Origin of the sequence: Paenibacillus polysaccharolyticus (genome assembly GCF_023714295.1) — a bacterium.
GTDB lineage: Bacteria > Bacillota > Bacilli > Paenibacillales > Paenibacillaceae > Paenibacillus > Paenibacillus polysaccharolyticus_A.
On the sequence record NZ_JAMAUN010000001.1, the window covers coordinates 1,710,699 to 1,736,512 of the forward strand.

Annotated in this window: 23 protein-coding genes and 1 pseudogene; 13 read left to right on the top strand and 11 right to left on the bottom strand. The window is 45.0% G+C overall.

Annotation, left to right across the window (positions count from 1 at the left end; all coding sequences use genetic code 11):
• Nucleotides 1–58 precede the first annotated feature (58 nt).
• Nucleotides 59–1,846, top strand: a complete 1,788-nt coding sequence (gene uidA, locus M3629_RS07850; protein ID WP_251503856.1) for a beta-glucuronidase — start codon at nucleotides 59–61, stop codon at nucleotides 1,844–1,846.
• 194 nt (nucleotides 1,847–2,040) lie between these two features.
• Here uidA and M3629_RS07855 read toward each other — a convergent pair whose 3' ends face one another.
• From M3629_RS07855 to M3629_RS07865, 3 genes are all read right to left on the bottom strand, one after another.
• Nucleotides 2,041–2,808 (bottom strand): AAA family ATPase, encoded by a 768-nt coding sequence (locus M3629_RS07855; protein WP_251503859.1) that lies wholly within the window; start codon nucleotides 2,806–2,808, stop codon nucleotides 2,041–2,043.
• A 2-nt stretch (nucleotides 2,809–2,810) separates the two neighbouring features.
• The gene (locus M3629_RS07860; protein ID WP_251503862.1) at nucleotides 2,811–3,344 is read right to left on the bottom strand and encodes a DinB family protein; all 534 of its coding nucleotides are present in this window, start codon (nucleotides 3,342–3,344) and stop codon (nucleotides 2,811–2,813) included.
• Between the two features lie 239 nt (nucleotides 3,345–3,583).
• A complete protein-coding gene (locus M3629_RS07865; RefSeq protein ID WP_251503865.1) occupies nucleotides 3,584–4,342 on the bottom strand; it encodes an AraC family transcriptional regulator in 759 nt (252 codons plus the stop codon).
• 138 nt (nucleotides 4,343–4,480) lie between these two features.
• Here M3629_RS07865 and M3629_RS07870 point away from each other — a divergent pair, with 138 nt between their 5' ends.
• On the top strand, nucleotides 4,481–5,902 hold the full coding sequence (locus M3629_RS07870; protein WP_251503867.1) for a family 43 glycosylhydrolase: 1,422 nt from the start codon (nucleotides 4,481–4,483) through the stop codon (nucleotides 5,900–5,902).
• A gap of 126 nt (nucleotides 5,903–6,028) precedes the next feature.
• Here M3629_RS07870 and M3629_RS07875 read toward each other — a convergent pair whose 3' ends face one another.
• Nucleotides 6,029–6,943 carry an AraC family transcriptional regulator gene (locus M3629_RS07875; RefSeq protein ID WP_090916191.1) on the bottom strand — a complete coding sequence of 305 codons (915 nt, stop codon included), beginning with the start codon at nucleotides 6,941–6,943 and terminating at the stop codon, nucleotides 6,029–6,031.
• A gap of 208 nt (nucleotides 6,944–7,151) precedes the next feature.
• On the opposite strand from M3629_RS07875, the gene M3629_RS07880 reads away from it, so the two are divergent.
• The 4 genes from M3629_RS07880 (at nucleotide 7,152) to M3629_RS07895 (ending at nucleotide 13,235) form a co-directional block, all read left to right on the top strand.
• Nucleotides 7,152–8,030 carry a fumarylacetoacetate hydrolase family protein gene (locus tag M3629_RS07880; protein WP_251503870.1) on the top strand — a complete coding sequence of 293 codons (879 nt, stop codon included), beginning with the start codon at nucleotides 7,152–7,154 and terminating at the stop codon, nucleotides 8,028–8,030.
• 48 nt (nucleotides 8,031–8,078) lie between these two features.
• On the top strand, nucleotides 8,079–9,545 hold the full coding sequence (gucD, locus tag M3629_RS07885) for an alpha-ketoglutaric semialdehyde dehydrogenase GucD (protein WP_251503873.1): 1,467 nt from the start codon (nucleotides 8,079–8,081) through the stop codon (nucleotides 9,543–9,545).
• Between the two features lie 18 nt (nucleotides 9,546–9,563).
• Nucleotides 9,564–11,561: a YjhG/YagF family D-xylonate dehydratase gene (locus M3629_RS07890; RefSeq protein ID WP_285888290.1), complete on the top strand. Its 1,998-nt coding sequence runs from the start codon at nucleotides 9,564–9,566 to the stop codon at nucleotides 11,559–11,561.
• Nucleotides 11,562–11,642: 81 nt separating this feature from the next.
• Nucleotides 11,643–13,235: a glycoside hydrolase family 43 protein gene (locus tag M3629_RS07895; protein WP_251503875.1), complete on the top strand. Its 1,593-nt coding sequence runs from the start codon at nucleotides 11,643–11,645 to the stop codon at nucleotides 13,233–13,235.
• 85 nt (nucleotides 13,236–13,320) lie between these two features.
• Here the strand turns inward: M3629_RS07895 and M3629_RS07900 are convergent, their stop codons facing one another.
• Nucleotides 13,321–14,889 (bottom strand): FAD-dependent monooxygenase, encoded by a 1,569-nt coding sequence (locus M3629_RS07900; RefSeq protein WP_251503877.1) that lies wholly within the window; start codon nucleotides 14,887–14,889, stop codon nucleotides 13,321–13,323.
• Between the two features lie 121 nt (nucleotides 14,890–15,010).
• Between M3629_RS07900 and M3629_RS07905 the strand changes: the two genes are divergently transcribed.
• Both M3629_RS07905 and M3629_RS07910 read left to right on the top strand, forming a co-directional pair.
• On the top strand, nucleotides 15,011–15,670 hold the full coding sequence (locus M3629_RS07905; protein WP_251503880.1) for a TetR/AcrR family transcriptional regulator: 660 nt from the start codon (nucleotides 15,011–15,013) through the stop codon (nucleotides 15,668–15,670).
• Nucleotides 15,671–15,716: 46 nt separating this feature from the next.
• A complete protein-coding gene (locus tag M3629_RS07910) occupies nucleotides 15,717–16,070 on the top strand; it encodes an SH3 domain-containing protein (RefSeq protein WP_251503883.1) in 354 nt (117 codons plus the stop codon).
• Between the two features lie 36 nt (nucleotides 16,071–16,106).
• Here M3629_RS07910 and M3629_RS07915 read toward each other — a convergent pair whose 3' ends face one another.
• The gene (locus M3629_RS07915; RefSeq protein ID WP_251503887.1) at nucleotides 16,107–16,670 is read right to left on the bottom strand and encodes a GNAT family N-acetyltransferase; all 564 of its coding nucleotides are present in this window, start codon (nucleotides 16,668–16,670) and stop codon (nucleotides 16,107–16,109) included.
• Nucleotides 16,671–16,712: 42 nt separating this feature from the next.
• Entirely contained in the window at nucleotides 16,713–17,603 is an 891-nt protein-coding gene (locus M3629_RS07920) for a LysR family transcriptional regulator (RefSeq protein WP_251503890.1), read from the bottom strand.
• A gap of 123 nt (nucleotides 17,604–17,726) precedes the next feature.
• Here M3629_RS07920 and M3629_RS07925 point away from each other — a divergent pair, with 123 nt between their 5' ends.
• The gene (locus M3629_RS07925; protein ID WP_251503893.1) at nucleotides 17,727–18,905 is read left to right on the top strand and encodes an MFS transporter; all 1,179 of its coding nucleotides are present in this window, start codon (nucleotides 17,727–17,729) and stop codon (nucleotides 18,903–18,905) included.
• Nucleotides 18,906–19,036: 131 nt separating this feature from the next.
• Here M3629_RS07925 and M3629_RS07930 read toward each other — a convergent pair whose 3' ends face one another.
• From M3629_RS07930 to lpdA, 3 genes are read right to left on the bottom strand one after another with little or no spacing between them, the layout of a single operon-like run.
• A complete protein-coding gene (locus M3629_RS07930) occupies nucleotides 19,037–20,185 on the bottom strand; it encodes an ABC transporter permease (protein WP_251503895.1) in 1,149 nt (382 codons plus the stop codon).
• Complete coding sequence (locus M3629_RS07935; RefSeq protein WP_251503897.1) at nucleotides 20,166–20,588, bottom strand: hypothetical protein; 423 nt, start codon at nucleotides 20,586–20,588, stop codon at nucleotides 20,166–20,168. Before M3629_RS07935 ends, M3629_RS07930 begins: the two co-directional genes overlap by 20 nt.
• The gene (gene lpdA / locus M3629_RS07940; protein ID WP_251503900.1) at nucleotides 20,578–21,990 is read right to left on the bottom strand and encodes a dihydrolipoyl dehydrogenase; all 1,413 of its coding nucleotides are present in this window, start codon (nucleotides 21,988–21,990) and stop codon (nucleotides 20,578–20,580) included. The genes M3629_RS07935 and lpdA overlap by 11 nt, the downstream gene beginning before the upstream one ends.
• Before the next feature lie 200 nt (nucleotides 21,991–22,190).
• On the opposite strand from lpdA, the gene M3629_RS07945 reads away from it, so the two are divergent.
• The 4 genes from M3629_RS07945 to M3629_RS07960 all read left to right on the top strand — a co-directional run bounded on the left by M3629_RS07945 (nucleotide 22,191) and on the right by M3629_RS07960 (nucleotide 24,667).
• Nucleotides 22,191–22,772: a TetR/AcrR family transcriptional regulator gene (locus tag M3629_RS07945; RefSeq protein ID WP_251503903.1), complete on the top strand. Its 582-nt coding sequence runs from the start codon at nucleotides 22,191–22,193 to the stop codon at nucleotides 22,770–22,772.
• Between the two features lie 44 nt (nucleotides 22,773–22,816).
• Nucleotides 22,817–23,236 carry a GNAT family N-acetyltransferase gene (locus M3629_RS07950; RefSeq protein WP_251503906.1) on the top strand — a complete coding sequence of 140 codons (420 nt, stop codon included), beginning with the start codon at nucleotides 22,817–22,819 and terminating at the stop codon, nucleotides 23,234–23,236.
• A gap of 66 nt (nucleotides 23,237–23,302) precedes the next feature.
• Nucleotides 23,303–23,677, top strand: a complete 375-nt coding sequence (locus M3629_RS07955) for a DUF4180 domain-containing protein (RefSeq protein WP_251503908.1) — start codon at nucleotides 23,303–23,305, stop codon at nucleotides 23,675–23,677.
• Nucleotides 23,678–24,430: 753 nt separating this feature from the next.
• The gene (locus M3629_RS07960; protein WP_353056736.1) at nucleotides 24,431–24,667 is read left to right on the top strand and encodes an erythromycin esterase family protein; all 237 of its coding nucleotides are present in this window, start codon (nucleotides 24,431–24,433) and stop codon (nucleotides 24,665–24,667) included.
• Between the two features lie 198 nt (nucleotides 24,668–24,865).
• Here the strand turns inward: M3629_RS07960 and M3629_RS07965 are convergent.
• Nucleotides 24,866–25,759: pseudogene (locus M3629_RS07965) on the bottom strand (alpha/beta hydrolase); the annotation flags it as partial.
• Between the last annotated feature and the right edge of the window lie 55 nt (nucleotides 25,760–25,814).

Genomic DNA, 25,814 nt, shown 5'->3' on the forward strand with positions numbered 1-25,814 from the left:
TTACCTGACAGGAGGTAGAGGAAGAGCCTATTTTATAAAGAATGAAGGAGATGTTCATATGTTATACCCTATTTTGACCGAGACACGTAATCTAATCGATCTGAATGGAATCTGGAATTTCAAATTGGATGCCGGAGAGGGATTTCAGGAAAATTGGCAAAAGGCAAAACTCCAAGATCCGATGCGCATGGCTGTCCCAGCTTCATATAACGACATCGGAGTAAGCGCCAAAATTCGGGACCATGTAGGCTGGGTCTGGTATGAGCGGGAGATCAATTTGCCGAGTGTAATGAGTGAAGAGAGAATTGTACTACGCTTTGGCTCCGTTACTCATATGGCCAAAGTGTATGTGAACGGGGAATTTGTTACCCAGAACAAAGGCGGCTTTTTACCTTTTGAAGCTGAAATAAACCGTTACCTGCACACAGGGAAGAACCGTCTGACCGTCGCTGTAAATAATATTGTGGATGAAACAACACTACCCGTTGGCTCCATTGTTGAGAAACAACATTCAGATGGGCAAACAACGGTGCACAATCTGCCGAATTTTGATTTTTTCAACTATGCCGGGCTGCATCGCCCTGTAAAAATATATACAACACCAACGACCTATGTTAAGGACGTCACGATCGTAACCCAATTGGACGGACAGGTTCATTATTCCATTGATGTGGTTGGCTCTGCGTCGGTTAAAGCTGAAATTATCGATGAATCCGGCTCTTTGGTTGCGGCATCCGAAGGCGAATCAGGCACAATTATCCTATCTGATGTTAGACTCTGGGAGCCACTGAATGCCTACTTATACACGTTGCGCGTAGAACTGCAAACCGAAGGGGAAACCATAGATGTATATGAACAGCCATTCGGGGTGAGAAGTGTAGAAGTGAAAGAAGGCAAGTTCCTGATTAATGATAAACCCTTTTACTTCAAAGGGTATGGCAAACATGAGGATACGACTATTCATGGCAGGGGATTTAATGAGGCCGCCAATGTGCTTGATTTTAATCTCATGAAATGGTCGGGAGCCAACTCCTTCCGAACTGCACACTATCCATATTCGGAAGAAGTGATGCGACTGGCTGATCGGGAAGGATTTGTTGTGATTGATGAGGTGGCCGCAGTTGGCATGCATCTGAACATGCTGGTTGTGCATCGCGGGGGCGTGCTGAAGAACACATGGGATGAACTTGATACGTTCGAACATCATCAGGATGTCATTCGGGAACTCATTGAGCGGGACAAAAATCACCCCTGTGTGGTCATGTGGAATATCGCTAACGAGCCTGCCTCTGAAGAAAAGGGAGCCTATGAATATTTTAAACCGTTGATTGATCTAACGAGACAATTAGATCCACAGAAACGTCCGGTGACTATTGTTACTCAAATGGAATCGTCGCCTGAAAAAGATCAGATTGCTGAGCTGTTGGATATACTCACTTTCAACCGATATTATGGCTGGTATGTGGATGGTGGGGATTTGCATGCTGCCAAGGAAAAGCTTCGCGCCGAATTCAATGGCTGGCTAAAGCGATGCCCGAACAAACCTTTCATGATGACCGAATACGGGGCAGACACGGTTGCCGGATTGCATGATGTTGAACCTGTGATGTTTACGGAGGAATACCAAGTGGAATTTTACAAAGCCAACCACGAGGTATTCGATGAATTTGAGCACTTTGTCGGTGAACAAGTATGGAACTTTGCTGATTTTGCGACCAGTCAGGGAATTATCCGAGTGCAAGGCAATAAAAAAGGCATTTTCACACGGGATCGCAAACCGAAAGCTATCGCACATGAACTGAAAAGACGCTGGACGAGTATACCTGATTTTCATTATAAGGGCTAAGAACGAAGCAGGAATATGTACGTGAAGCAATCTTAGTGATCAAGAAGTAATTGTAGCGATCAAGTCATTCTAGTGATCAATAGGTAAGCCAGCTAATCAATATGGTTAGCTGGCTCTTTTTTATTTAGTAGCAGTGATAACACAGGTTGTTGGAGCAGGTCAGGAGGCGGCATCAGAATCGGTAGTTGGTGTCCTTAATCCTCTGTATCCGCTCCTTCAAACAACTGCTGAATCATCTTATCTTTGTTATTCAAAAATTCCTTCATGATCAAGAAATGATCGGTTTCCTCCAAGATCTGTACCTCGATGCCTTCCGGTGTCAGGTTATAGATCTGCGCATCAGGATACGCCATCAGAATAGGAGAGTGGGTAGCAATAATGAATTGTGAATTTTGCCGTACCAACTCATGAATTCGGGCAAGCATGGCCATCTGGCGAATCGGCGATAATGCCGCCTCAGGCTCGTCCAGAATATAAAGACCATGACCGCCAAATCGATGAACAAACGTGGAAAAAAACGACTCTCCATGGGATTGCTCATGCAACGATTTCCCTCCATATGAATCCTTGATGGGAGCACCATAGGAAGGCTCACGATCCAACTCATCAATGGTTGTAGCCAGATTATAATAACTCTCGGCCCTGAAAAAGAAACCGTCCTTGGGACGCCGTGTGCCTTTGACTAATTGAACATACTCATACAAGTCCGAATGCGTGGCTCGGGTAGAAAACGTAAAGTTCATCGTGCCACCTTCGGGATTGAATCCCCATGACACGGCAATCGACTCCATTAACGTAGACTTGCCCATCCCGTTCTCACCAACAATGTACGTAACTTTGGGATGAAAATCCATCGTATGCAGGTTACGAATAACGGGCAAGTCAAACGGATACTCATCATAAGTAGCAATTTGATTCCGTTTAAGCTGTATTTGCTTCAAATAGGCTGAAGATCCTTTCAATTTCACTTCACCTCATATATCTGTACATCATAACGATCGCGAAGGACTGACAAATGATGTAGCTCGTGTCCAGTAATCACATAAGCAATGGAACGAGTAGATGCCGTGTTATCATTGACCTGCCCCATACGCATCCAAGCTTCCGGACTCAGGCGGCGGAGCAGTACAATGGTGGAATACCGTACCGCTGCATATTCTTCAGCCAGATCAACCACGCTATATGCTTCAAAAGGGTGACCTTCCATAAGGGTGTCCTGATCATACCCTGGAAGAGAGGTCTTGTCTCCTCTAGCGATGCGTAACAAACGACCGCTCATAATTCGCTCATTATCGATAAGGTGACCAAAAACCTCTTTAACGCTCCATTTTCCTTGATCATAGCGGTAGTTGGCTTGTTCGTCTGATAATGCGCGAATTGCGCTCTCCACATGTTCCGCCTGCTTTTGTAATAACTCAATGACATTTCCTTCAGGAACAAGGTGGATGTATCCTTCGTAGAAAGCAGCGTATTCTTCTTGACTCGGTCTTTCGTTCATATTAACTCTCCTTTAGTGGGCATCATTTTTTGTTTATTTTACCATTAATCCAAGGTAGAACCGAAGAAAATTACCAACAACTGATCTCATATGAGGATTGATCAATAATCGGTCAGGATAAGTCATTGTATGCATGTGTTAAAAACCTTATCTTAAATCATAAGATAACGCTACCAATTCACAAAGAAACGTGGAGAAACAAACAAGTCTGTTTCAGAAGTGCAGATGCTCATTAAGACTCACTGATGTTTGAATCGCTTAGGCGATACACCTGTTATTTGTTTGAATTGCCGACAAAAATGTTCGACATTACGGTACCCGCATCTGTCCGCAATCTCTGCAACCGTATAGGGATGGTGTCTAAGGTACTCTTTAGCCAAGCGAATTCGGCTATGGATGACATCATCTATGCAGGATAAACCGAATGATTTCTTATAAATGAGTTGCAGGTATCCCGGGCTGATATTCATGGTTTTGGCCATTGTAGCCACAGTCCATGGATGACTTGGATGGTTGTGAATAGCTGTCCGAAGTTTCATCAGAGGATAATGCTGCGGGCCAATATTTTTTTGCACATAAGATTCAAGCAGTTTGTTAAACAATGTGCGAAGCAAATAATCGATGGATGATTCCTTGTAGCCTTTCTGGAGAGAATGCTCTGCGACAAGTAATTGAAACAGCTTATGACAATATTCAGGATCATCCAATGCAAAAGGCTCGCCCAGAGGGAGAGAGGTTTCGGTTACATAGAGCTCGTCACTTGCAAAACGTATCCAATCGTTCACATATTGGTCTGAGCAAGCGCGATAGTATATTTTCGAATAGGGCGGATACAGAACAGCACAATAGGGCGGGAATTCTTGCAGTTGACCTTTAACCCAGAACAGTGCCGGAGTCTGCGTAATGACCAACAGCCAGCAATCATGGCCTTCAGGTATATCAAACACAAATGGACTGTGATGCTCAGCATCATATTCAACGTAATAAATCGTATTCATCGTATTTCACCTTTACCATGCGTATTGTAAATCTCGTCTACGTGTACATCGAAACGCCATTGAAACATGAACATGCTCGGTGTCTCCTAATTATACGAAAGTTATCTTGACAAATCTAAACAAGGGGTGCATTTTCCAATGAAAAAACAAGGTTTAAACCCTTATCTCCCATCATGGGAGTACGTGCCTGACGGCGAGCCTTATGTGTTTAACGACAGAGTATACGTCTACGGGTCACATGATCGGTTTCACGGACATGCGTTTTGTCTGAACGATTATGTATGCTGGTCTGCTCCTGTAGATGACCTTGGTAACTGGCGCAATGAGGGAGTTATTTATCAAAAAACAGATGATCCGCTGAATCCGGATGGTCATATGTGTCTTTATGCCCCCGATGTAACAATCGGACCGGATGGTCGCTATTATCTATATTATGTACTTGATAAAGTACCCGTTGTTTCTGTAGCGGTATGTGATTCGCCTGCGGGTAAATATGAATTCTATGGATATGTAAAATATACAGACGGCACCAGGCTCGGCGAACGAGAAGGGGATGAGCCGCAATTCGATCCTGGCGTAATGACCGAAGGAGAAATTACTTATCTGTATACCGGTTTCTGTGCACCGGGCGACCGCTCCAGACATGGTGCAATGGCAACAGTGCTTGGCCCAGACATGCTCACTATTGTAGAGGAACCCGTATTTGTGGCACCAAGTCAACCGTATAGCGCTGGCAGCGGATATGAAGGACATGAATTTTTTGAAGCTCCTTCAATTCGCAAAAGAGGAGACCTCTACTATCTGGTGTATTCCTCGGCCGTAATGCATGAACTCTGTTATGCAACCAGTACGTCTCCAACTCAAGGCTTTGAATATCAAGGTGTAATTGTGAGCAACTGTGATCTTCACATCGATACATACAAGCCGGCTGGAAAGCCCATGTATTATGGAGGGAACAATCATGGAAGTATCGTAGAGATCGGCGCAGAATGGTACATTTTTTACCACAGACATACGAATGGAGATGCATTTAACCGGCAGGGATGTATTGAAAAGCTTACGTTTGAAAAGGATGGCTTCATCCCTCAAGTTGAAATGACCTCTTGTGGTTCGAATGGGGAACCTTTGGAAGGTAGAGGCGAGTACCCCGCCTATCTTGCGTGCAACCTTTTTACCCAGGAAGATCAATTGTATACGGGTGGATTTGGTGCTGGTGCTTGGCTCGACAGTCGCTTCCCGAAAATTACCCAAGATGGCCGAGATGGTGACGAAGAAACCGGATATATTGCCAATATGACGGAATCTGCGACAGCTGGTTTTAAATACTTCGATTGTAAAGACATTCAACAAGTCACGATTAAGGTGCGTGGATACTGTAATGGTAGCTTTGAGGTAAAAACCGCTTGGGACGGACCCGTTCTGGGAACCATCCCGGTACACTTCACCAACGTATGGAAGCCGTATTCAGCCGCGATTCACATTCCGGACGGTAAACAGGCCTTGTATTTTACATACCAGGGGATGGGCAGCGCGAGCCTGGCTTCATTTGAACTGAATTAACTTCATTTGTCTTCAAAAGTTCCAAGCAGCCAGTGGTGAGGGCACTCATCCTTGAGCTGCTTCTTTCTTTTTCACATGGAATCGCGTTTTATTTTTAAACAGTACGTTTTTCTCCATCTTTGCGCATTATTTGTCTTGCGTAAGACTCATCACATCCTGCTGGGCATGCACGCGAAATTCACTTGGCGCAATGCCTGTCCACCGTTTGAACTGGCGGCTAAAATGTGCATTCGTTTTGTATCCGAGCATCATGGCAATATGATCAATATTCAGATCCGTTTGTTTTAATAGCCGCTGTGCTTCGTTCAGTAACGTTTCGGATAAATACTTGCGCGGCGCCTGACCGTACACTTCTCGGAAAATTCGATTGACCTGTGACGTGCTCAAGTTGAGCGATTTTGCAATATCCTGAATCCAGGTTCTATCCGTTTCTTGAATCTCACTATGTAGATGGATATATCTTACCGAGTCCTCGATATACTCAGCGATCTGGTGGGCAATCGCCTCTTTTCTGGATACAGTAACGGATGCGTTCTGCGATAACTGTCCGACTAGCGAGCCAAGAAGCTCAAATACAGCGGCATGCACCTTCATTTGTTTCGAGGAGGATAAAGATTCAGACAAATGCTCTGTGGACAGATCATACAACGTAGAGAGGATCGGGGACATCGCCATGGCCAGATTCGATGTTGCTGGATAGTAGGTATCTTTGCTGCGGTTGAGTTCCCGGCAAAAAGAAGTATCGTGCACACTGAAATGAACTGAAAAATAGGTAAATCCTTCTGGCCCTGCCCCTGTACAAGCGTGGGTGATTCCCGGACGAATGAACAAAAGATCTCCTTTGGACTGCTGATGCAGTTTTCCATTGATCACCATGCTCATCTGACCCTCCATCATCCAGTGAATTTCATACATCGAATGTTCATGGGATGGATATGTCCAGTTCGAATCTGCCTTTCTGGCATGCAACCCCATTAATTGGAACGACAAACGAACATCAGGCAAACGGCCTAAATACATCGCTTCTGAATGCTTCGCCACTGCAAGTCCCCCTCGTCCTGTACAATTTTTATTCTGTCATCGGAGTGTCAGTGTAAATCAACTCGTTGTAAAACTTATAAACTTATCTTAACAGAAATACGATGCGTGAAAAGGGTAAATAGTCGGAGTGATTAGAACATCGTCATGAGACATGGTGAATGCTAATCTAGAATTATCAACCCAACAGGGGCACAGGAGGCACGTTTATATGCGAATTATTCGATTTCTGGATGGAGAACAGAAGTGGCTGGCAGCCGTGACGGATGATGAACAAGCCTATCGTTTGCCACAGACCGATTTCATGACCTTAATCTACCAAGCGAGAGAACAGGGCATTTCAACAGTCCAACTTATTGAAAGCGCTTTTAAACCTGTAAACAAACTGACCGATGATTGGACAACCCTGCATATTGTTAACCCCATTGAAGCACCCGAAGTATGGGCAGCAGGTGTAACGTATCAGCGAAGCAGGGAAGCTCGTAATTATGAAGCAACGGATGGCAAGCTGGATGCGACTACCTTTTACGATAAAGTTTATGATGCAGAACGTCCGGAAATTTTTTTCAAATCCACAGCTGCTCGTACCATTGGGCCTAATCAAGCGGTCACGCTACGCAGTGATTCCACATGGCAGATTCCAGAGCCCGAGCTTGGGCTTGTGCTTGCCGCTGATGGCAGCATTGTAGGATACATCGCAGGCAATGACATGAGCTGCCGGGATATCGAAGGGGAGAACCCGCTGTATCTGCCGCAGGCCAAAATATGGCGCAATTCTTGCTCAATCGGGCCAGCGATCCGGCTAGCGGAAACGGTGCAGAACCCCTATGACCTGAGCATTATTTGCGAGATCTATCGCAATGGAGAAGTCATTGTAAAAAGTGATGCTAGCACGAGTGAATTAAACCGTAAGCTGGATGAACTGGTTTCGTTTTTGGCAAGAGACAACGACTTGTTCGACGGTACAGTACTTCTGACCGGTACTAATATTGTACCGCCAAATGATTTTACACTTGAGCCAGGAGACCGTATCGAGATTTCAATCAGCAGCATCGGAACGCTAATTAATCCCGTTATTTCGAACTCGTGACAATTCTAAATACTAAATTCTAATGACTGATTAGAGAGGATGAAAACAATGAGCACTTTTCAGTTAGAGCAGACCTATAGCAATTTTATTAATGGAGAATGGGTGAAAGCTGCCAGTGGAAAAACAGACGCTAGCATCAACCCGGCGAATCGAAATGAAGTGGTGGGGCATGTACCTGCCTCTGGCGTGGAAGACCTGAATCAAGCGGTGGCAGCAGCAAAAGCAGCGGCAAAGTCTTGGCGGAAGTTAACTGGCGCTGAACGAGGTAATTTTCTTTTTCAAGCTGCAAACGTACTGGAACGCAGAGCGAATGAAGTCGCAGAAGCGATGACGAGAGAAATGGGGAAAACGTTCCCTGAAGCCAAAGGAGAAACAATGCGCGGCGTCGCGATCTTGAGATATTACGCAGGTGAAGGCATGCGTAAAACGGGTGATGTCATTCCGTCCACGGACAGCGAAGCTTTGATGTTTACAACGCGTGTACCGCTTGGTGTTGTTGGTGTAATTGCACCGTGGAACTTCCCGGTAGCTATCCCGATCTGGAAAGCTGCACCTGCGTTGATCTACGGCAATACGGTTGTTTTGAAACCTGCACAGGAGACAGCGGTTACGGCAGCCAAAGTGTTGGAATGTTTTGAAGAAGCAGGCCTTCCGGCTGGCGTTCTCAACCTGGTGTGTGGTAAAGGCTCGGTAATCGGTTCTGCAATGGCTGAACATCCAGATGTGAACGGGATTACGTTTACAGGCTCCAATGAAGTGGGTAAACGGGTCGGTGCTGCTGTACTTTCTCGGGGAGCCAAATATCAGCTTGAAATGGGTGGCAAAAACCCGGTCATCATTGCAGCTGATGCAGACCTGGATTTGGCTGTGGAAGGAACGATTAGCGGTGGCCTGAAATCAACGGGTCAGAAATGTACGGCGACCAGCCGCGTAATCATTGAACGAACAGTCTATGATGCTTTCAAGGAAAAGCTTCTGGCAAAAGTTGAGGAAATTCGTATGGGCGATGGTATGTCTGGCGAGAGCTGGATGGGTCCATGCGCAAGTGAAGGACAGCTTAATACAGTCCTGAGTTACATTCAAAAAGGACAGGATGAGGGTGCAATACTATTAGCCGGTGGGAACAGACCGGACAGTCCTGAGCTTGCAGAAGGATTCTATGTACAGCCGACAGTATTTGAAGGTGTCGAATCCCATATGTCGATCGCTAGAGAAGAAATATTCGGCCCAGTGCTGGCCTTAATGCCTGTAGATTCCATTGAAGAAGCTATAGAGCTAGCCAATGATAGCGACTATGGATTAAGTGCTTCAATCTATACACAAAACGTTGGATCGATGCTTTCGTTTATTCGTGATATGGACGCTGGACTTGTAAGAATTAATGCGGAAACAGCGGGTGTCGAGCTACAGGCTCCATTTGGCGGGATGAAGATGTCCAGTTCCCATTCCAGAGAGCAAGGTCAGGCCGCTATTGAATTTTTCACCGCAATCAAAACCGTCTTCGTGAAATCTTAAACCGCGGGGAGGGATATCATGTACGAACAGATTCGATCCATTATGGGTGAAAATTCGCCTGATCTGAGTAACAATCAATCTGACCTCTTCACGATTCAAGCCCATGCTCCCGGGGTGGAAGGGCGTCTGCCACTAACCGATGATTTACTGCGAAACGCGCCAAGTGGCGACTTGTTCGGTATGTCTCAGAATGTGGGTATGGGTTGGAAGCCTGGAGAGTTAAATGGAAAACAGTATCTGATCTTAAGTACGCAAGGTGGTATACGCAATGAGGACGGCAGTCCCACGGCACTCGGTTATCATACGGGCCACTGGGAAGTTGGACTACTGATGAAAGCGGCGGCAGATGAATTGTCCAGCCGCGGCGGAATTCCGTTTGCCGGTTATGTCAGCGACCCCTGCGACGGCAGATCGCAAGGAACAACCGGTATGTTCGACTCACTGCCATACCGAAATGATGCTGCGATGGTGTTTCGCCGATTGATTCGATCATTGCCCACACGCAAAGGTGTGTTAGGCGTGGCGACATGTGACAAAGGACTGCCCGCGATGATGCTTGCTCTGGCGGGTATGCCGCAGCTGCCAGGTGTTATTGTTCCTGGCGGTGTAACTCTTCCGCCTACGGATGGAGAAGACGCCGGGAAAATTCAGACGATCGGTGCAAGGTACTCAAGCGGAGAGCTTTCACTGGAGATGGCATCAGAGTTAGGTTGCCGGGCTTGTGCTACCCCGGGCGGAGGTTGTCAGTTTTTAGGAACAGCAGCCACAGCTCAGGTTGTAGCTGAGGCAATGGGAATGACTGTGCCTCATGCTGCTCTAGCCCCTTCAGGGCAACCGATCTGGCTTGAGATGGCTCGGCAATCCTCACGTGCACTGATCCAGATGGAGACTCAAGGGTTGAGAATGGCGGACATTATCACCGATGCATCGATTCGTAATGCCATGGTCGTGCATGCAGCCTTCGGCGGATCCACCAATCTGCTTCTTCACATTCCTGCCATTGCACATGCGGCCAGTTTAACCCTGCCCAATGTACAAGACTGGATTCAGGTCAATAAACATGTTCCGAGACTCGTGAGTGCATTGCCAAATGGCCCGATCTTTTACCCAACCATTCGGGTTTTTCAGGCAGGTGGTGTACCGGAAGCTATGCTTCACCTTAGACGTCTTGGTTTGTTGGATGAAAGTGTGAAGACGGTAACAGGAACATCTCTTAGCCACGTCATGGATTGGTGGGAGTCGTCTGAGCGTCGTCATGTTATGCGAAAACAATTGCAAGATGTCGATGGCATCGATCCGGACAGTGTCATTATGAGTGCGGAACACTCCCAGCGGCTGGGCATTTCCTCTACTGTGACATTTCCAACGGGCAATATTGCTCCTGAAGGCTCTGTTATCAAATCTACGTCCATTGACCCGGATGTACTCGATGAACAAGGAGTATATCGTCACAGGGGGTTGGCCAAGGTATTTACCACTGAACGTGAAGCCATCCGTGCAATTAAAACAGGTGGAATAGTCGCGGGTGATATTATAGTCCTGCTTGGACGTGGGCCATCTGGAACAGGGATGGAGGAAACGTATCAACTTACTTCTGCACTTAAACATCTTTCCTTTGGAAAACATGTTTCGCTCATTACCGATGCCCGCTTCTCCGGTGTATCTACCGGTGCATGCATTGGTCATGTTGGACCGGAAGCGCTTGCCGGCGGTCCCATCGGAAAGTTGCGAAACGGTGATTTAATTGACATTGTCGTAGATCGGAACACGCTGGATGGAAGTGTTAATTTTGTCGGAGCGGAAGGGATCGAAGTTTCTCCCGAAGAAGGAGCATTGATCCTGGCACAGCGGCCTTTTCATCCGGATATGCGACCAGACCAAGCACTGCCTGACGATACACGCTTGTGGGCAGCGCTGCAATCGGTCAGTGGAGGCACCTGGAGAGGAAATATATACGATGTAGACCGCATCATAACTGCACTTGAGGCTGGCAAAAAGGCTCTCGGTTGGAACTGAGACCCTGCAATAAACGCATTCTTTTACGATGTGCTAGCCATCAATGTTTCATAGCTATTACTTTTACCGGAGGTTGCTTTCATGAATACAACCACAACCATGATTACCAATCCGATCCTCACCGGCTTTCATCCCGATCCTTCCATATGCCGGGCAGGAGAAGATTATTATATTGCCACATCCACCTTCGAGTGGTTCCCAGGTGTCCGCATTCATCACTCCAAGGATTTAGTTCACTGGCGTGCGTTACCTTCACCATTGACGCGAAAATCCCAGTTAAACATGGAGGGGAATATCAACTCTGGAGGCGTATGGGCACCTTGTCTCAGCTATGATCACGGTATGTTTTATCTGATATATACGGATGTGAAGAGCAGAATAGGTGCTTTTAAAGATACTCACAACTACCTCGTGACCGCAACAAATATCGAAGGGCCATGGTCCGAACCAATCTATCTGAACAGCAGTGGCTTTGATCCTTCTCTGTTTCATGATGAAGATGGACGTAAGTGGCTGGTAAACATGATTTGGGATCACCGTAAGGGCAAAAACCGCTTTGCAGGTATTGTACTTCAGGAGTATTCGGTTCAGGAGCAGAAGCTGGTCGGAAGTGCCATCAACATTTTTAAAGGAACAGAACTGGGACTGACAGAGGCACCACATCTGTATAAACACAATGGTTATTATTATTTAGTAACCGCTGAAGGCGGAACAGGTTATGAGCATGCTGTGACGGTTGCCCGTTCACGTACATTACAAGGCCCGTATGAAGTTGATCCGAACAATCCGATCCTTACATCACACGGAAGAACGGATTTACCACTGCAAAAGGCAGGTCACGGATGTCTCGTCGAGACGCACACGGGCGAATGGTACATGGCACATCTGGTAGGCAGACCTGTTCAGGAGAAACACTGTATCCTTGGACGTGAAACGGCTCTGCAGCGCTGTATGTGGAGCGAGGATGGGTGGTTAAGACTTGCAAGCGGAGATCGATATCCAGAACTTCAAGTATCCGCACCGAATATCCAATCTCACCCGTTTGAACCAACTGCGGAGATGGACCACTTTGATCAAGCAGAGCTTTGTAACGACTGGAATACTCTTCGCATCCCGCCGGACGCCACTTGGCTGACACTGAAGGAACGTCCTGGCTATTTACGTTTGTATGGGATGGAATCGATGAGTTCAACCCATAGACAAAGCATGCTTGCTCGCAGACTCGAGGCTTTCGAGTGTGAAGCTGAAACGTGTCTGGAATTCACGCCTGATCATCCACAGCAGATGGCTGGACTGATCCTCTATTACGATACGCAGGATTACCTTTACCTTAGGGTTACGCATCAAGAAGAGAAGGGACTGTGCATTGGCATCCTTCAGTCTAAATATGGGGTGTATGATGAGCTTTTGGAGGAAGATATTCCGCTACAGACAGATAATCCAATTCGTTTAAAAGTAGTCGTCCATCATGATCGTGCCTGCTTTTACTATGCGTTAGGAGATCGTGAAGCGTCATGGAAACAGATCGGTGAGTGGACGGATATTACCCATCTATGCGATGAATCCCCGGAATACATCCGGTTCACAGGAACCTATATTGGTCTTTGTGTGCAAGATCTGGGTGGAACCCGCAAACATGCTGATTTTGATTATTTTCGTTATTCTACATCATAAAAAATGATGAAGATGGCTCCTGTTTTCACGGGGGCCATCTTTTAGGTTTAGAGACATAATTTTATAAAAGGTAGCCTGACTTTAACTAGTTCGCGTGATACATAGAGTTCAGGTATTGTAGAATCTGTGCGCTGTCCTCAATGGAAGTGCGTAATGCGATGTAGCCATCAGGACGAATCAATAAAAGTGTCTCGCTTGTAACATCGTACATTTTATAGGCATTACCTGCTGTGTCAATAATGCATTCTTCCCCTTCGACATGTGATGGTACAATGCAGTGCGTATGGAGTTCATCAAAAGTGAAGTCCATTAGAGAAAGGTGGTCTGTACGGTATACAAAAGCGAAAAGAGTCCAGTGTGGGCCGCGCAACAGGTCAAAGACATCTCCTGTGAACTCAGCACTTTGCAGACCCTTGGCATTAGGAGCACGATCTCCAGGCATTGAACGGGTAACATTGGCTTGATGAGAGGGGAGGGTAAGAGAACTTGAACGATAAGAAATAAGAAGTCCGCTCGTTAGATCATCGGATACGGTACTTAAGGATTGGGATAATGCTCCACGTTCAGTCACTGTCCCTAAAATCGCTCCCATTTTTTTTGTGCTATCCTCAAGCACCGCTTGAGCTACGGGACGACGTTCCTCATCATAGGTGTCAAGCAGGGTGGTGTTTGCTCCACGTATGACGGATTCCAGTTTCCATCCTAGGTTGTAGGCGTCCTGCATCCCGGTATTCATGCCTTGCCCTCCGGCTGGCGAGTGAACATGCGCAGCGTCTCCGGCAAGAAAATCCCGACCGTTGCGGTAAGATTCAACCATTCGCACATTGATCCGGTAGATAGATATCCAGGATGCATCCGTAAGCCGAACATGCCCAGCACCTGCTCGTCGGTTAAACATATCCTGATACACTGCTAACGACGGATTTTCCGGTTCCTTAATCTCTGAAGAAATGGTAGCTTGGAGTTGCCAAATGTCGGATTTCGGTAATGGCGTTACTCCAATCATCCCTTCCGGAGAAGTCCAGATATGGATATGATCACGATCTAGTCCTTCCAAACGCACATCGCCAAGATACCAGCGTTCATGATCGTGTGTATTCCCAACCAATGGATGATGGATAAATTTGCGAGCACTACTTTTCCCACCATCAGCGCCAACCACATAACGGGCATGAATTTGCTCTTTTCCTTCTGGAGTATTCACCGTTACCAGTACACCCTCCAAGTCTTGAACAAGTCCTACGGCTTCCATATCCAACTCCACTTTACCGCCAAACATCTCATATCGGTCACGTAATGCCTTTTCCACATCAAATTGAGCAATCCAGACCGGATCTGGATAGGGTGATCCCAGTTCAGCGCTGGCCGCAACGGTAATAGAGGGCTTAACTATACTTCTGCCATCCTCGTTGTAATAGCGCAAAGGTAAATCCACGACACCTGTGTTCATAATGTAACGAACGGCTTCCAAATCATCAACGACTTCAAGCGAACGGGGCTGAATTCCTTTGGCACGGGACGCTACGTTATACGAAGTGCTTCGTTCAATAATCCGATGGTCTACGTTTCGACGGGCAAGGTCGCAGGCAAGTGTCAGCCCTGTTGGCCCAGCCCCGACAATAAGAACATCAACAAAAGACTGTGGCATGTTCATAAATAAATTCCTCCTTGATCATGGATTGGGATAGGTCACATAAACTAAACTACACCGTGCAGTGTAGTTTGTAAAGAGGAACTCATTTTTGATAGTATAGTTAAAGGGGGGAAGCTTAAGGATGAATACTACGGAAAACAAAAAAGTCCGCAAAGGCTCTTCTGACAAAAGAGCGAAAATTATTGCGGCAGCAAGAGAATTGTTTCTCTCAGATGGATTTGATCGTTCCAGCGTCGATGCGGTCGCAGCTAAAGCAGGAGTTTCGAAAAGAACAGTTTATGATTATTACGGTGACAAACAAAACTTGTTGCTTGCTGTTGTGGAAGAAACGAGTTGGGCGGTTTTGGACATGATCAAACAAGGAATAACAGACTATCTCTCGGAATTCGAGGATTTGGAGCAGGCTCTTATATCCTTCTGTGAACAATTCGTAGCTTCTGCGAACGGTTCTTCTGATTACAGTGCTTTGATCCGTCTGGTGACGATGGAAGAAGCCAACCTACCCATCTCTTTTTTAGAAAAGTTAGACAACGCAACGGAAGAAGGGATGATCAAGAAGTTTGGCGAGTTTGCAGAAAGGGGATTGCTTCATGTGTCCGATCCCGAACTGGCTACTAAACATTTCGCGGCGTTAACGTTTTTAATGGTATTTAACCAACGCAAAAAAATCGAAATTTTTCAAGATGAACAAACCAAACGAATCATCACAGAAGGGGTACGTGTTTTCCTTCGCGCCTATGGACAACGTAGCATTTATTACAAAAACGAAGAATTGTCCTGATCGTTGGTTTCACTTTTTAAAGAATTACATTCTGGAGGGAATACATATGAAACAATACAAAGTGATTCATCCCCATCATTCCAATTATCCAGACCCTATTGTGCTGGCTAAGGGAGATATCGTTCATTATGGAGAAGAAGATACTGAATTTCCGAACTGGATTTTTTGTGAAGCAATGCATTCCAAAAAGCGTGGCTGGGTACCCAAGCAAATACTGAGCACACCGAATGAAAAACAACAATCCGAAGTACAGGAAGACTACTCTGCGCTCGAATTAAACGTGATACCTGGTACTATTGTGCAGAAAGAGAGTGAGTTAAACGAATGGAGCTTTGTGCACACGACTGAAGGGGAGAAGGGCTGGGTGCCCAACAAAGTCATCACTCCATTAGAACAATGACCCGTTGGGCTGGAACAACCCATTTCTTCGCACAGATTACTGACGCTTGTTCAACCACTCCGATTGTAGAAGCGAATATTGATACTCATCGATCCAATGACCCTTGGACATGTAATTTTCGAGTAAATGTCCTTCGCGTCTCATGCCTAAACGTTCCAGAACGCGAATAGACTTTGTGTTTCTCACATCGGAAAAAGCGATCAATTTATGTTTATTCAGTGTACCGAAAACATAGTCAAGCAGTGTACAAAGTGCTTCGTGCATATATCCTTTCCCATGATGCTCAGGCGCAAGAGTAAATCCAAGCTCGACAATTCTGGGTTCGGCTCCAATCGTATGAATCGCACAATCTCCGATAATCTGATCAGACGCAGTCAAAGCAACCGCATATTGAAACCACTTACCCGGCTGATCAGGGGAAGATTCTAATTGACGGCCGACAAATGATTCTGCATCTTCAATCGTATAATTTTCCCACGATTGAAAGCGAGCAATATCGGGATTAGAGCGGTACTGATAGAAGGACTGAACGTCTTGCATGCCGAACTTTCGAATCACTAAACGCTCCGAAACGGCAAATACGTCTTTCGATTTCTCCATTTTATAAAACCTCATTTATTCTCTTCGAATTTTTGCTTTTCACTAGTTCGTTTTCGATTTAAAAAATTCAATCAACCACTCCGCTAGTTGGTGTTGCGCTTTGCTAATGAATCGATCCGCATAGTAGGTCAACTCCATGTGTCGAACAGGTGCAGGCCCAACAATGGGAATCGTTACGATATCTTCCCAGCCGGAATGCTGCTTTAACAGTTCTCTTGGCTGGATCGTTGCACCAATACCTGCAGCTACCAGTTGCAATAGGGATGAAGCAGAACCTGCTTCCATAACCGTCGTTAACTCCAAGCCTTGCTCCCGGAAAACCTCATCCACCAAATCTCTGCCAATATACCCTTTGGGATACATGACCAGCGCGAGCCGGGTCAATTCTTCCAGGGTTATTTCATGTTTTTTTGCAAGATCACTGGATGCATGAACAAACAGTTCATAAGGCTCACTTCCCAGTGGAATCTGTACAAGGCGCTTGTCCTTGGGACCACGAAGACCAATGCCAAGATCTACTTTATGGGTTAGTACTTCGTCTCGAACGAAAATGGTTGAAAAAGCCTGTAGCTTCGTATGAGGGTACCGAGTCTTGAATTCAACAAACAGCGGAACAAGTTGAAAATCAAGATCAGAGGGTAACACAGCAAGCCGGACCGTTCCACGCTTCTCCGATACAAGTTCTTGAATCGCACTTTTTGCATCCATTTCAGCCTGAATCATTTTTATTCCGTATTGATGGAGCAGCCTTCCAGCCTCGGTTGCCACAACTTTTTTGCCAATCCGATCGAAAAGGGGCATACCGACTTCAGCCTCAAGCAGACGGATCTGCTGACTCAACGTAGGCTGTGAAATTCCGAGAATCTCTGCGGCCTTTGTGAAGTGAAGATGCTCAAAGACGGCCATAAAATAAGCTATATTTCGAGTGTCCATTTTTTTCTCCTTGATTAATAATAGTATTTTACTATCATAATAATACGAATTATTGGATTGATCAATGGATGGGGCGGACGTATACTCAAAGTGACTTCAAGAAGAATCAGGAGGAAGAGAACCATGAAAAAGAAATTATATATATTCGCACTATTTATTGCGGCATTGAACCTGCGCCCCATCATTACTTCCGTAGCATCCATGATGAGCATGATTCAAACCGAGCTAGGTATAAGCGCGTTAACAGCAAGCCTTCTGACTACACTGCCTGTCCTGTGTATGGGATTATTTGCTCCCGTCGCCTCAACGTTAAGTCAGCGGCTCGGTTTGGAGAGAACTATTTTTATCTCGCTTCTTCTCATCACACTCGCCACTGCACTACGCAGTGTAGATCAATCTGTTACCGTACTACTTGCTACCGCTTTAGTCGGAGGGATTGGCATTAGCTTCGCGGGACCGCTACTATCAAGTTTTATTAAAAAGTATTTCCCAGCAAGCCCAGGCATAGTGAGTATTTACTCCGTCTCGATGACGATTGGAGCAGCACTGGCATCTGCGTTAACCATTCCGATTTATAACCAAAATCAACACAATATTTCACTAGCCTTGTCCTGCTGGGTCGCTTTTGGCTTCATTGCTGTGATCTTCTGGACCTTACTCATTCGAAAAAATAAACCCTCCAGCAGCAGATCACAGCGCGTTAAACTGCCCCTGGGTAATAAAAAAGCGGTTCAATTCACCTTGTTTTTTGGCCTCATGGCCAGTATGTTCTATAGTTTGACAGCTTGGATTTCGCCAATCGCTCTTAGCTTTGGATACAGTGCACCAAACGCGGCGTTGCTTCTGACCGTGTTCACATTAATTCAAGTTCCTGTCGCATTACTGATTCCGAATCTTGTAAACCGCTCAGGCAAGATCAAACTATGGCTTGTCTTGTGTAGTGTCTCAGAACTCATCGGTTTAGTGTTACTTTTGTTGCCTGTTCCCATGCTACCAGCCGTTATTTTTCTAGGTATCGGGGCTGGTGGATTGTTTCCACTAGCGCTGATGCTACCCATTATGGCAACAAATACGGCCGAGGAAGCAGGGTCGTGGTCAGCAATGTCACAGATGGGAGGTTATATCATGGGTGCCTTCGGTCCACTTGTTATTGGATGGATTTTTGATCTCAGCGGACGGTTTAACGTATCCATTATCGCCATGCTGGTCATTGTAATGCTAATGATTAGTGTACAGTTATCCATTAACATGGAGAGAAAAGCTGTTGAAGCTCCTAAGGGTAATGAAGCGCAAAAAAGCTGATAAGCAAAGTGACCAAAATCAGGTTTTGATCATTGAATTAGAGCGCTTAAGCTGTTACAGTTCCTACACAAATTCATAGTACAAATCGCCGCAGCCTATTCGTTTGAACAGGCTTGCGGCGATTAATCATTCTAAGCAGCTTCTACTTCAAGGTTCGACATTGACCTACGCGACTCTCGCCGCAGGACGAATCCGAGGCCTAATGAAGCTATACCTATGATCAAAATACATGCTCCCAGCTCCACGCTGTAAAAACCCAATTCACCGTTCCGAAAAGCCATACCCCGGATCAACCGATTAAGCCAGTTCATAGGCAGTGCCCAGGCCGTAATTTGAAAAAAGGCGGGAAACGCAAGCGGTGTTAATTGAATTCCTGTTACCAAGAAAGAAGGGTACAAGATAAGGCTCATTCGTGAGCCAACTTTGGATATGTTTTGAACGGAATATCCGAGCAACATCGCTAGTAAACATAACGCCATTGAATATAGTAGTAAAGGCACGATGAATACATACGGTGCCACTTCGAAACGCATCTGTCCCACCTGTTTTAACATCGCGTAACTGAGCAGGGATGAGCAGGTGCTTAAAATGGCATAAGGTAAAACGCGAATCCAAAGCTGGAAGGGAGAGCTTCCCGCAAACAAAAGCTTGCCTTCTTGCCGGAGACGTGGGGCTATCGCACCAGCGGCTCCAGTTGTAAGCATTAAAATCATAATATTTACAAATCCAATTACCATCGTGCCTATATAACTGGAGGTTGGATTATATAACATGCGCTGCACAAGAGATAGCGGGGATACCAAATCTTTGGCCGATTCTACATTCATGGTTTGAGTAAGACGAGTTACAGCAGTGGTCGTATTTTCGGTTGTCACAATCTCCTGAATCGCAGAACGAATACCACTTAGGCTGGAGGGCATCGTATTATCCATCCAGATCCCGATGCTTGAGGACAGTCCTGCATCTTGCCTTTGCTGTAATCCATGCGGGATCACAATGACGGCCACAGCCTGTTCATTAGCCAGCAGTATATCTGGAGAGAGTCGATTTGGAAAGACGTTTGTAACTTCCATTAATGGTGAGGCATTGATTAATTCAATAAGCTGTCTCGAATAGGAAGAATGATCCTCATCCACAACAGCAACAGGCGTTTCGCTCAATTGATTCCGGGAAAACATCAGTCCGAAGAATAGAGCAGCCACTAGAGGGGCAACAAAAATAAGAATGATCCATTTACTCCCGCGTAGGTGATTCCATTCATCAGTCAGTGATTTGATCAAGTTGTACCTCCGCAGTCATGCCCGGAAGCAGTTCCTTGCTTGTTGGAACCGATATACGGATCAGATACATGCTCAGATCGGCTTGCCCTCTCTCCCGCGTCATGCGCAAATTAGCAAATTGAGGTGAGGGAGCCACAGAAGTTACCACCCCTTCTTTTATAAGAGGCTGCTGCAAATAAGGAAAGTGAACGTTTATTTTCTGATCTGCATGAAACTGCTCAATCTGCGATTCGGGAATATATAAGTCAACGTAAAACGCTGCTGTATCTTGCGATGTATTCAATATTCCCTGTTTGTTATTCTCAGCCTGACTTACAGCATCTGTACCTTTTGCGATGAGCAAACCGCCTGCCAAAATAATGATTAACATGATAATGCTGTACAAGCCCCATTTAGATATCATGATGTTTTCTCCCAGTTTTCATTTTGTCTATTTTCCCACAAGCTTGTTCTGCGGCTTCCATAACGATTTCTCCCAGCGTCGGATGAGGATGAATAGTCATGGCCAAATCTTCCACCGTTGCTCCCATTTCAATAGCAAGAGACAACTCGGAGATCAGCGTAGAAGCATCAGCCCCGACAATCTGTGCACCTAATACAAGCCCCGTCGTAGCGTGAGCTACAATTTTAACAAAACCTTCGGTTTCCTTCAGAGCGAGTGCACGGCCGTTGATTGAAAAAACAGATTTCCCAACAACAATAGGAATGGATTTCAGTTCACATTCCGTCTCGCTAAGACCAACGCTAGTGATCTCCGGATGTGAAAACACAACTAGTGGAATCGCCTTGTAGTCGATGATCGAGGGTTTACCTGCAGTTGCCTCCGCTGCAATTTTTGCTTCATAGGAAGCTTTATGAGCTAGAGCAGGGCCTTGAACGATATCTCCAATAGCATAAATATGCGGGATGGATGTTCTGCACTGCGCGTCAATCTCGATTAAGCCTTGTGGAGAAGGGGAGAGAGCTATATTTTCAAGACCTAAATTGCCATCTGTGTTCGGTTTCCTGCCCACTGTAATTAACGCATATTCTGCTTGAACAATGTCGCATTCATTCAGACGTGTATAGTGGAGATCGATGTGACTCGTATACTGGTCTGCTCCCGTAACCTTAGCCCCGGTTAAGATGGTTATGCCGTCCTTTTTCAGTTGACGAATAACAGGTTCAACAAGCTCGGCTTCGAATCCGGGCAAAATCTGTTCACCCCCCTCAAGCATCGTAACTTTGGTTCTAAATCTGGCAAACATCTGACCGAGTTCCACGCCAATATAACCGCCTCCAACCACAACTAGGCTTTCGGGAATTTCCGGCAACGATAGCGCTTCGCTTGATGAGAGGATTCGTCCGCCAAAGGGAAGAGCACTTATTTCAATCGGACGGGAGCCGGTTGCCAAGATGAGGTGCTTAAAGACTATATGGCGCTCACCCTCTTCAGCATGATGAATCGCGGCGGTATGTGCATCTATCAAGTTTGCTTCACCTGCCAGAACAGTAACGCCCGCCGTTTTGAGCAAAAACCGAACTCCTCCAGACTGCTTATCCACCACGGCTTGCTTGAATGCCTGAGCCTCCTGAAAGGAAACGCCTTGATCGACAGCGCTCCATTGCCTGCGTAAAGTAAAACGCTCTGCTTCACCAATTAGTGCTTTGGAAGGGATACAGCCTACATGCGTACATACGCCGCCGATCTGCTGACGCTCCACGACCGCTGTTTTCATCCCGAGTTGTGAGGATCGTAGTGCGGCCACATAACCTCCTGGCCCTGATCCAATGACCAGTGTGTCTACAGCTTCTAATGCATTCATAGTGGGTACCTCCTAAATAAAATATGATAATCATAATATATTATAGTCATCATATTTTAAAGGAGTCAATACTCCATTTATGATCACCTTTCCTCTGCTGAAAGTACTGATCTATGAATTGACATTAAACAATATGATAAATATAATATTTTAAAAACGATCGATATATAGAGACCTAGGCAAAAAGGAGAGGAAGCACGATGCCTTATCCGAAAGGGCACAAACTCAAAGTTCGCAACCATATTATTACTAGTGCGGCTAAAGCATTCCGAACCCACGGCGTTCGAAATATAAGTCTTCCACATATTATGAAAGGCGCCGGACTGACACACGGGGGATTTTACTCTCATTTTGAAAACAAAGATCAGCTTGTGAAGGAGACCTGTCATTTTGCTATTAGTGACACTATGGAGATGCTGCAAAAAGTTGCTGATAAAAACAAACATGAAGATCAGTCTGCAATTGAGGCTGTCATTGATTTTTATTTAGGCTCCTTGCATCGAGATCAAACGGAAGTCGGTTGTATCCTACCTGCACTGTCAGGTGAAATTTCTCAGCTATCGGAGGAAATACGGCAGGCTTATACACGAGAGTTACAGCGTTTTACCGCTTTTATTACAGATATGGCTGGAATCGATACTTCTGCCGGTTATGCGCTAGTGAGCAGTATGGTAGGAACCGTTGCTTTGGCACGTGCAGTCAGTGATTCAAAGTTCAGTGATGATTTGTTACAAGCGGGCCGTACACAGGCCAAACAAACGGTGAACGCTGGCTCCAAGTAACACCCAAATGAATTGATGAGTCAGATGAATGGGGGATGGATCGAATGATCATTAGAGAAGCGAAAACTTCAGATTATGCACAATTGAGAGAAATTTATTTGCATTCCCGGCGGGAGAACTTCCACTGGGCTAATGCCGATGAGATGACTCTCGAAGATTTTGACCGGGATACATCGGAAGAAGAGATTCTTGTGGCCGAAGCAGGGGATCAAATCCTTGGATTTGCTTCACTATATGTACCTGACCGTTTTGTTCATAATTTGTTTGTGCACCCCAAGGCGGCCGGGAAAGGCGCAGGTAAACTGTTACTCCAGCAATCGATAGCCAGATTGGGGACACCTGTCACGTTAAAGTGTGTTTCAGACAATCATAAGGCGCTGTCGTTCTATAAAAAGCAGGGCTGGAAGACCGTTATTGAAGAGGGTGAACCAGGAGCGAAATACTGGGTGCTTGTATATGAATAGACTCTAAAGTATATTTAGATGATTTTTGATACTTAGTTACAAATATGAGATGAGGGATCAGAAGACATGAACATTCAACAAATAAACAAAAACGGAGTATCCATAGCTTACGTCACGAATAACGAAACACTAATCTCGGATGTGCAATCAGCCTTGGACTTAATGGCAACTGTTAGATATGAAGTAACGGACTGTAACCTGATCATCGTTAATAAATCGGAAGTTAGTGAAGCGTTCTTTGATCTGAAAACACGTCTGGCTGGTGAAGTACTGCAAAAATTCATCAATTATCAGACCAAAATTGCGATTATTGGCGATTACTCAGGCTATACCAGCAAAAGTCTGAAAGACTTTATCTACGAGAGTAATAATGGTAATGATATATTCTTTGTGTCAGACGAACATCAGGCTGTTGAGAAATTAAGCGGCTTTAAATCATAAAGTAAACAGATTGAAACTGTATCTAGTATAGAAAATCATGAGTGCTCCATAAATTAAAAATAATCTTATTTTGTGAGACATGTCTTATTTTCATTTGCCCAAAATGTTGTTTAGATCCACCTTGGGCAGGTGAGAACTGGGGATGTCTTTTTTCTTCTCATAGACGACACTTAGTTCATCCAATATACAAAGTGTTGTAAACATGTTATTATCTCACCAAGTTCAAGTAAAAGGTGGTGCAGAGCCATAATGGATCAACATCTCAAACGGGCGATTGGGATACAGCTAATGCGTATTCACAGGTACATCAGACGACGCCGGAACAATTGATGGAAAATTCTATTTTTGGTGTGTGGCAGGTTAAACAAAACTTGCCTTTGTTTGAAACATTGCAGAGCAGAGCAAGACCGATCATCCATTGATTTTAACTGGATTTGACGCACAAAGCCCAAAGGAGTCTTTTATCACGTTCATCAAAGATTGGTTCGCCCAAGTCGATCCAAGTAAAGCGAGCGGTTTTGCTCAAACGGAACACTGGTATTTGAAAATGAATACGATTACCGACATGGATGAATTCAACAAGCAGAAAAAGAAGATCAAAGAAAAATATCTAGCTCTTCAAAAATCGTAAGAGAAAATCAAGATGAATTACATCAAGCACAACCAAAACAATCCGACCTGGTACCCTTGATTGAACGTGTATTGCAAAACCGTTTGGATATGCTGGATAACTATCATACACACATCATAAACATGTTTGCTGGAATTGACCCTGAGAAGCAGTTACAAATGGCGAGTTATAAACGTGATCGCGTTATGGCCGATAACCTGACTTGGCTTGCCAAAACGGTATATCCCAATGAAAAAATGATCGTATGGGGACATAACTATCACATCCGTAAACATAATTCTACGATGATCACAGAGCATAACGGTTATGATTTTGACGAGATCTTGTTGATCCGCGACATTCATCCTTCAACAAAGTAGAATTAGCACAAAATCTAATTTTAGCAAAAAATCTAAGGATACCTAACGAACTAAACGAGCCGAGCAAGTGGAGGAAAGTGCTCAGGACTTTTAAAAAAGCCGCTATTGAGCGGCTTTTTTAATTTTGATTTAGATTAGACTTTTTTACAATGTCATTTTTCAAAATATCTTTTTCCTAAAAGTTATCGATATTTCTGCTTATTTTTGGATAATGTCTACAATCTGTTTAAGCGCCTTTTTCGCTTCAGGTATAGGAAAGACGGGGAAGACATGATTCATTTTTGGATACTCAAAATAGTTTATTTCAACTGACTGTCGTGCAGCTTTTTCTCTGAATTTTCGAGCATCCGGAAGAAAAAATTCATGTGTACCTACAAACAGGGATATCTTACCCAGGTTTTTAATTTCTCCATAAATTGGACTCACTAAATAATGTGAACGAGTTGTTTCACCAGCGTACCTCTTTCCAGCTTCAACCAGCATGTCCCAGTTCAACATGGGCTCTTTATCAATCATGGCAAGGACCTGCGGGTTATTTAGGGTGATATCAAGCCACGGAGAGAGTAGAATGATGTCTTTAGGCTGTGGTAATTCTTGCTCTAATAAATATTGTGAAAAGGCCAGAGCAAGACCACCTCCGGCAGAATCGCCCATGATGACCATATTTTCAGGTTTTGCTATTTTTAATAGATGCTGATACACCATAAGGACACTTTCTATTGTAGCCGTATATTGATTGTCCGGAGCTTTCGGATAGATTGGCACAAAGACCGTGCAATTCAATTGCTCGGTTAAGTTGTGCAAGAAATGCCAGTGCCAAGTTAGCGGTTGCTCAACATATCCTCCGCCAGGCAAATACAATACAATTCGTTCGTCGGAACGAGAAGTGGATTTTAGGATATACGTATCCAAAGGCAGGTTACCGTATTTGGCGATATTGTACTTCTGTTTGAGTTTAGCAGGGACCTGATAGGATTCGCTATTGATTTGACTGCGTTTCTCCATAAATTCATTTACGTCCAGTTTTTTTTTCGTGATTCTCAGCAATACTTCTACAAGAAAACTCCGTATACTCCGCATCATATCGCCCTCCTGTAATGAGAATACTTGATTTTAAATATAAAAGATATTTAAATATAATTTAGTA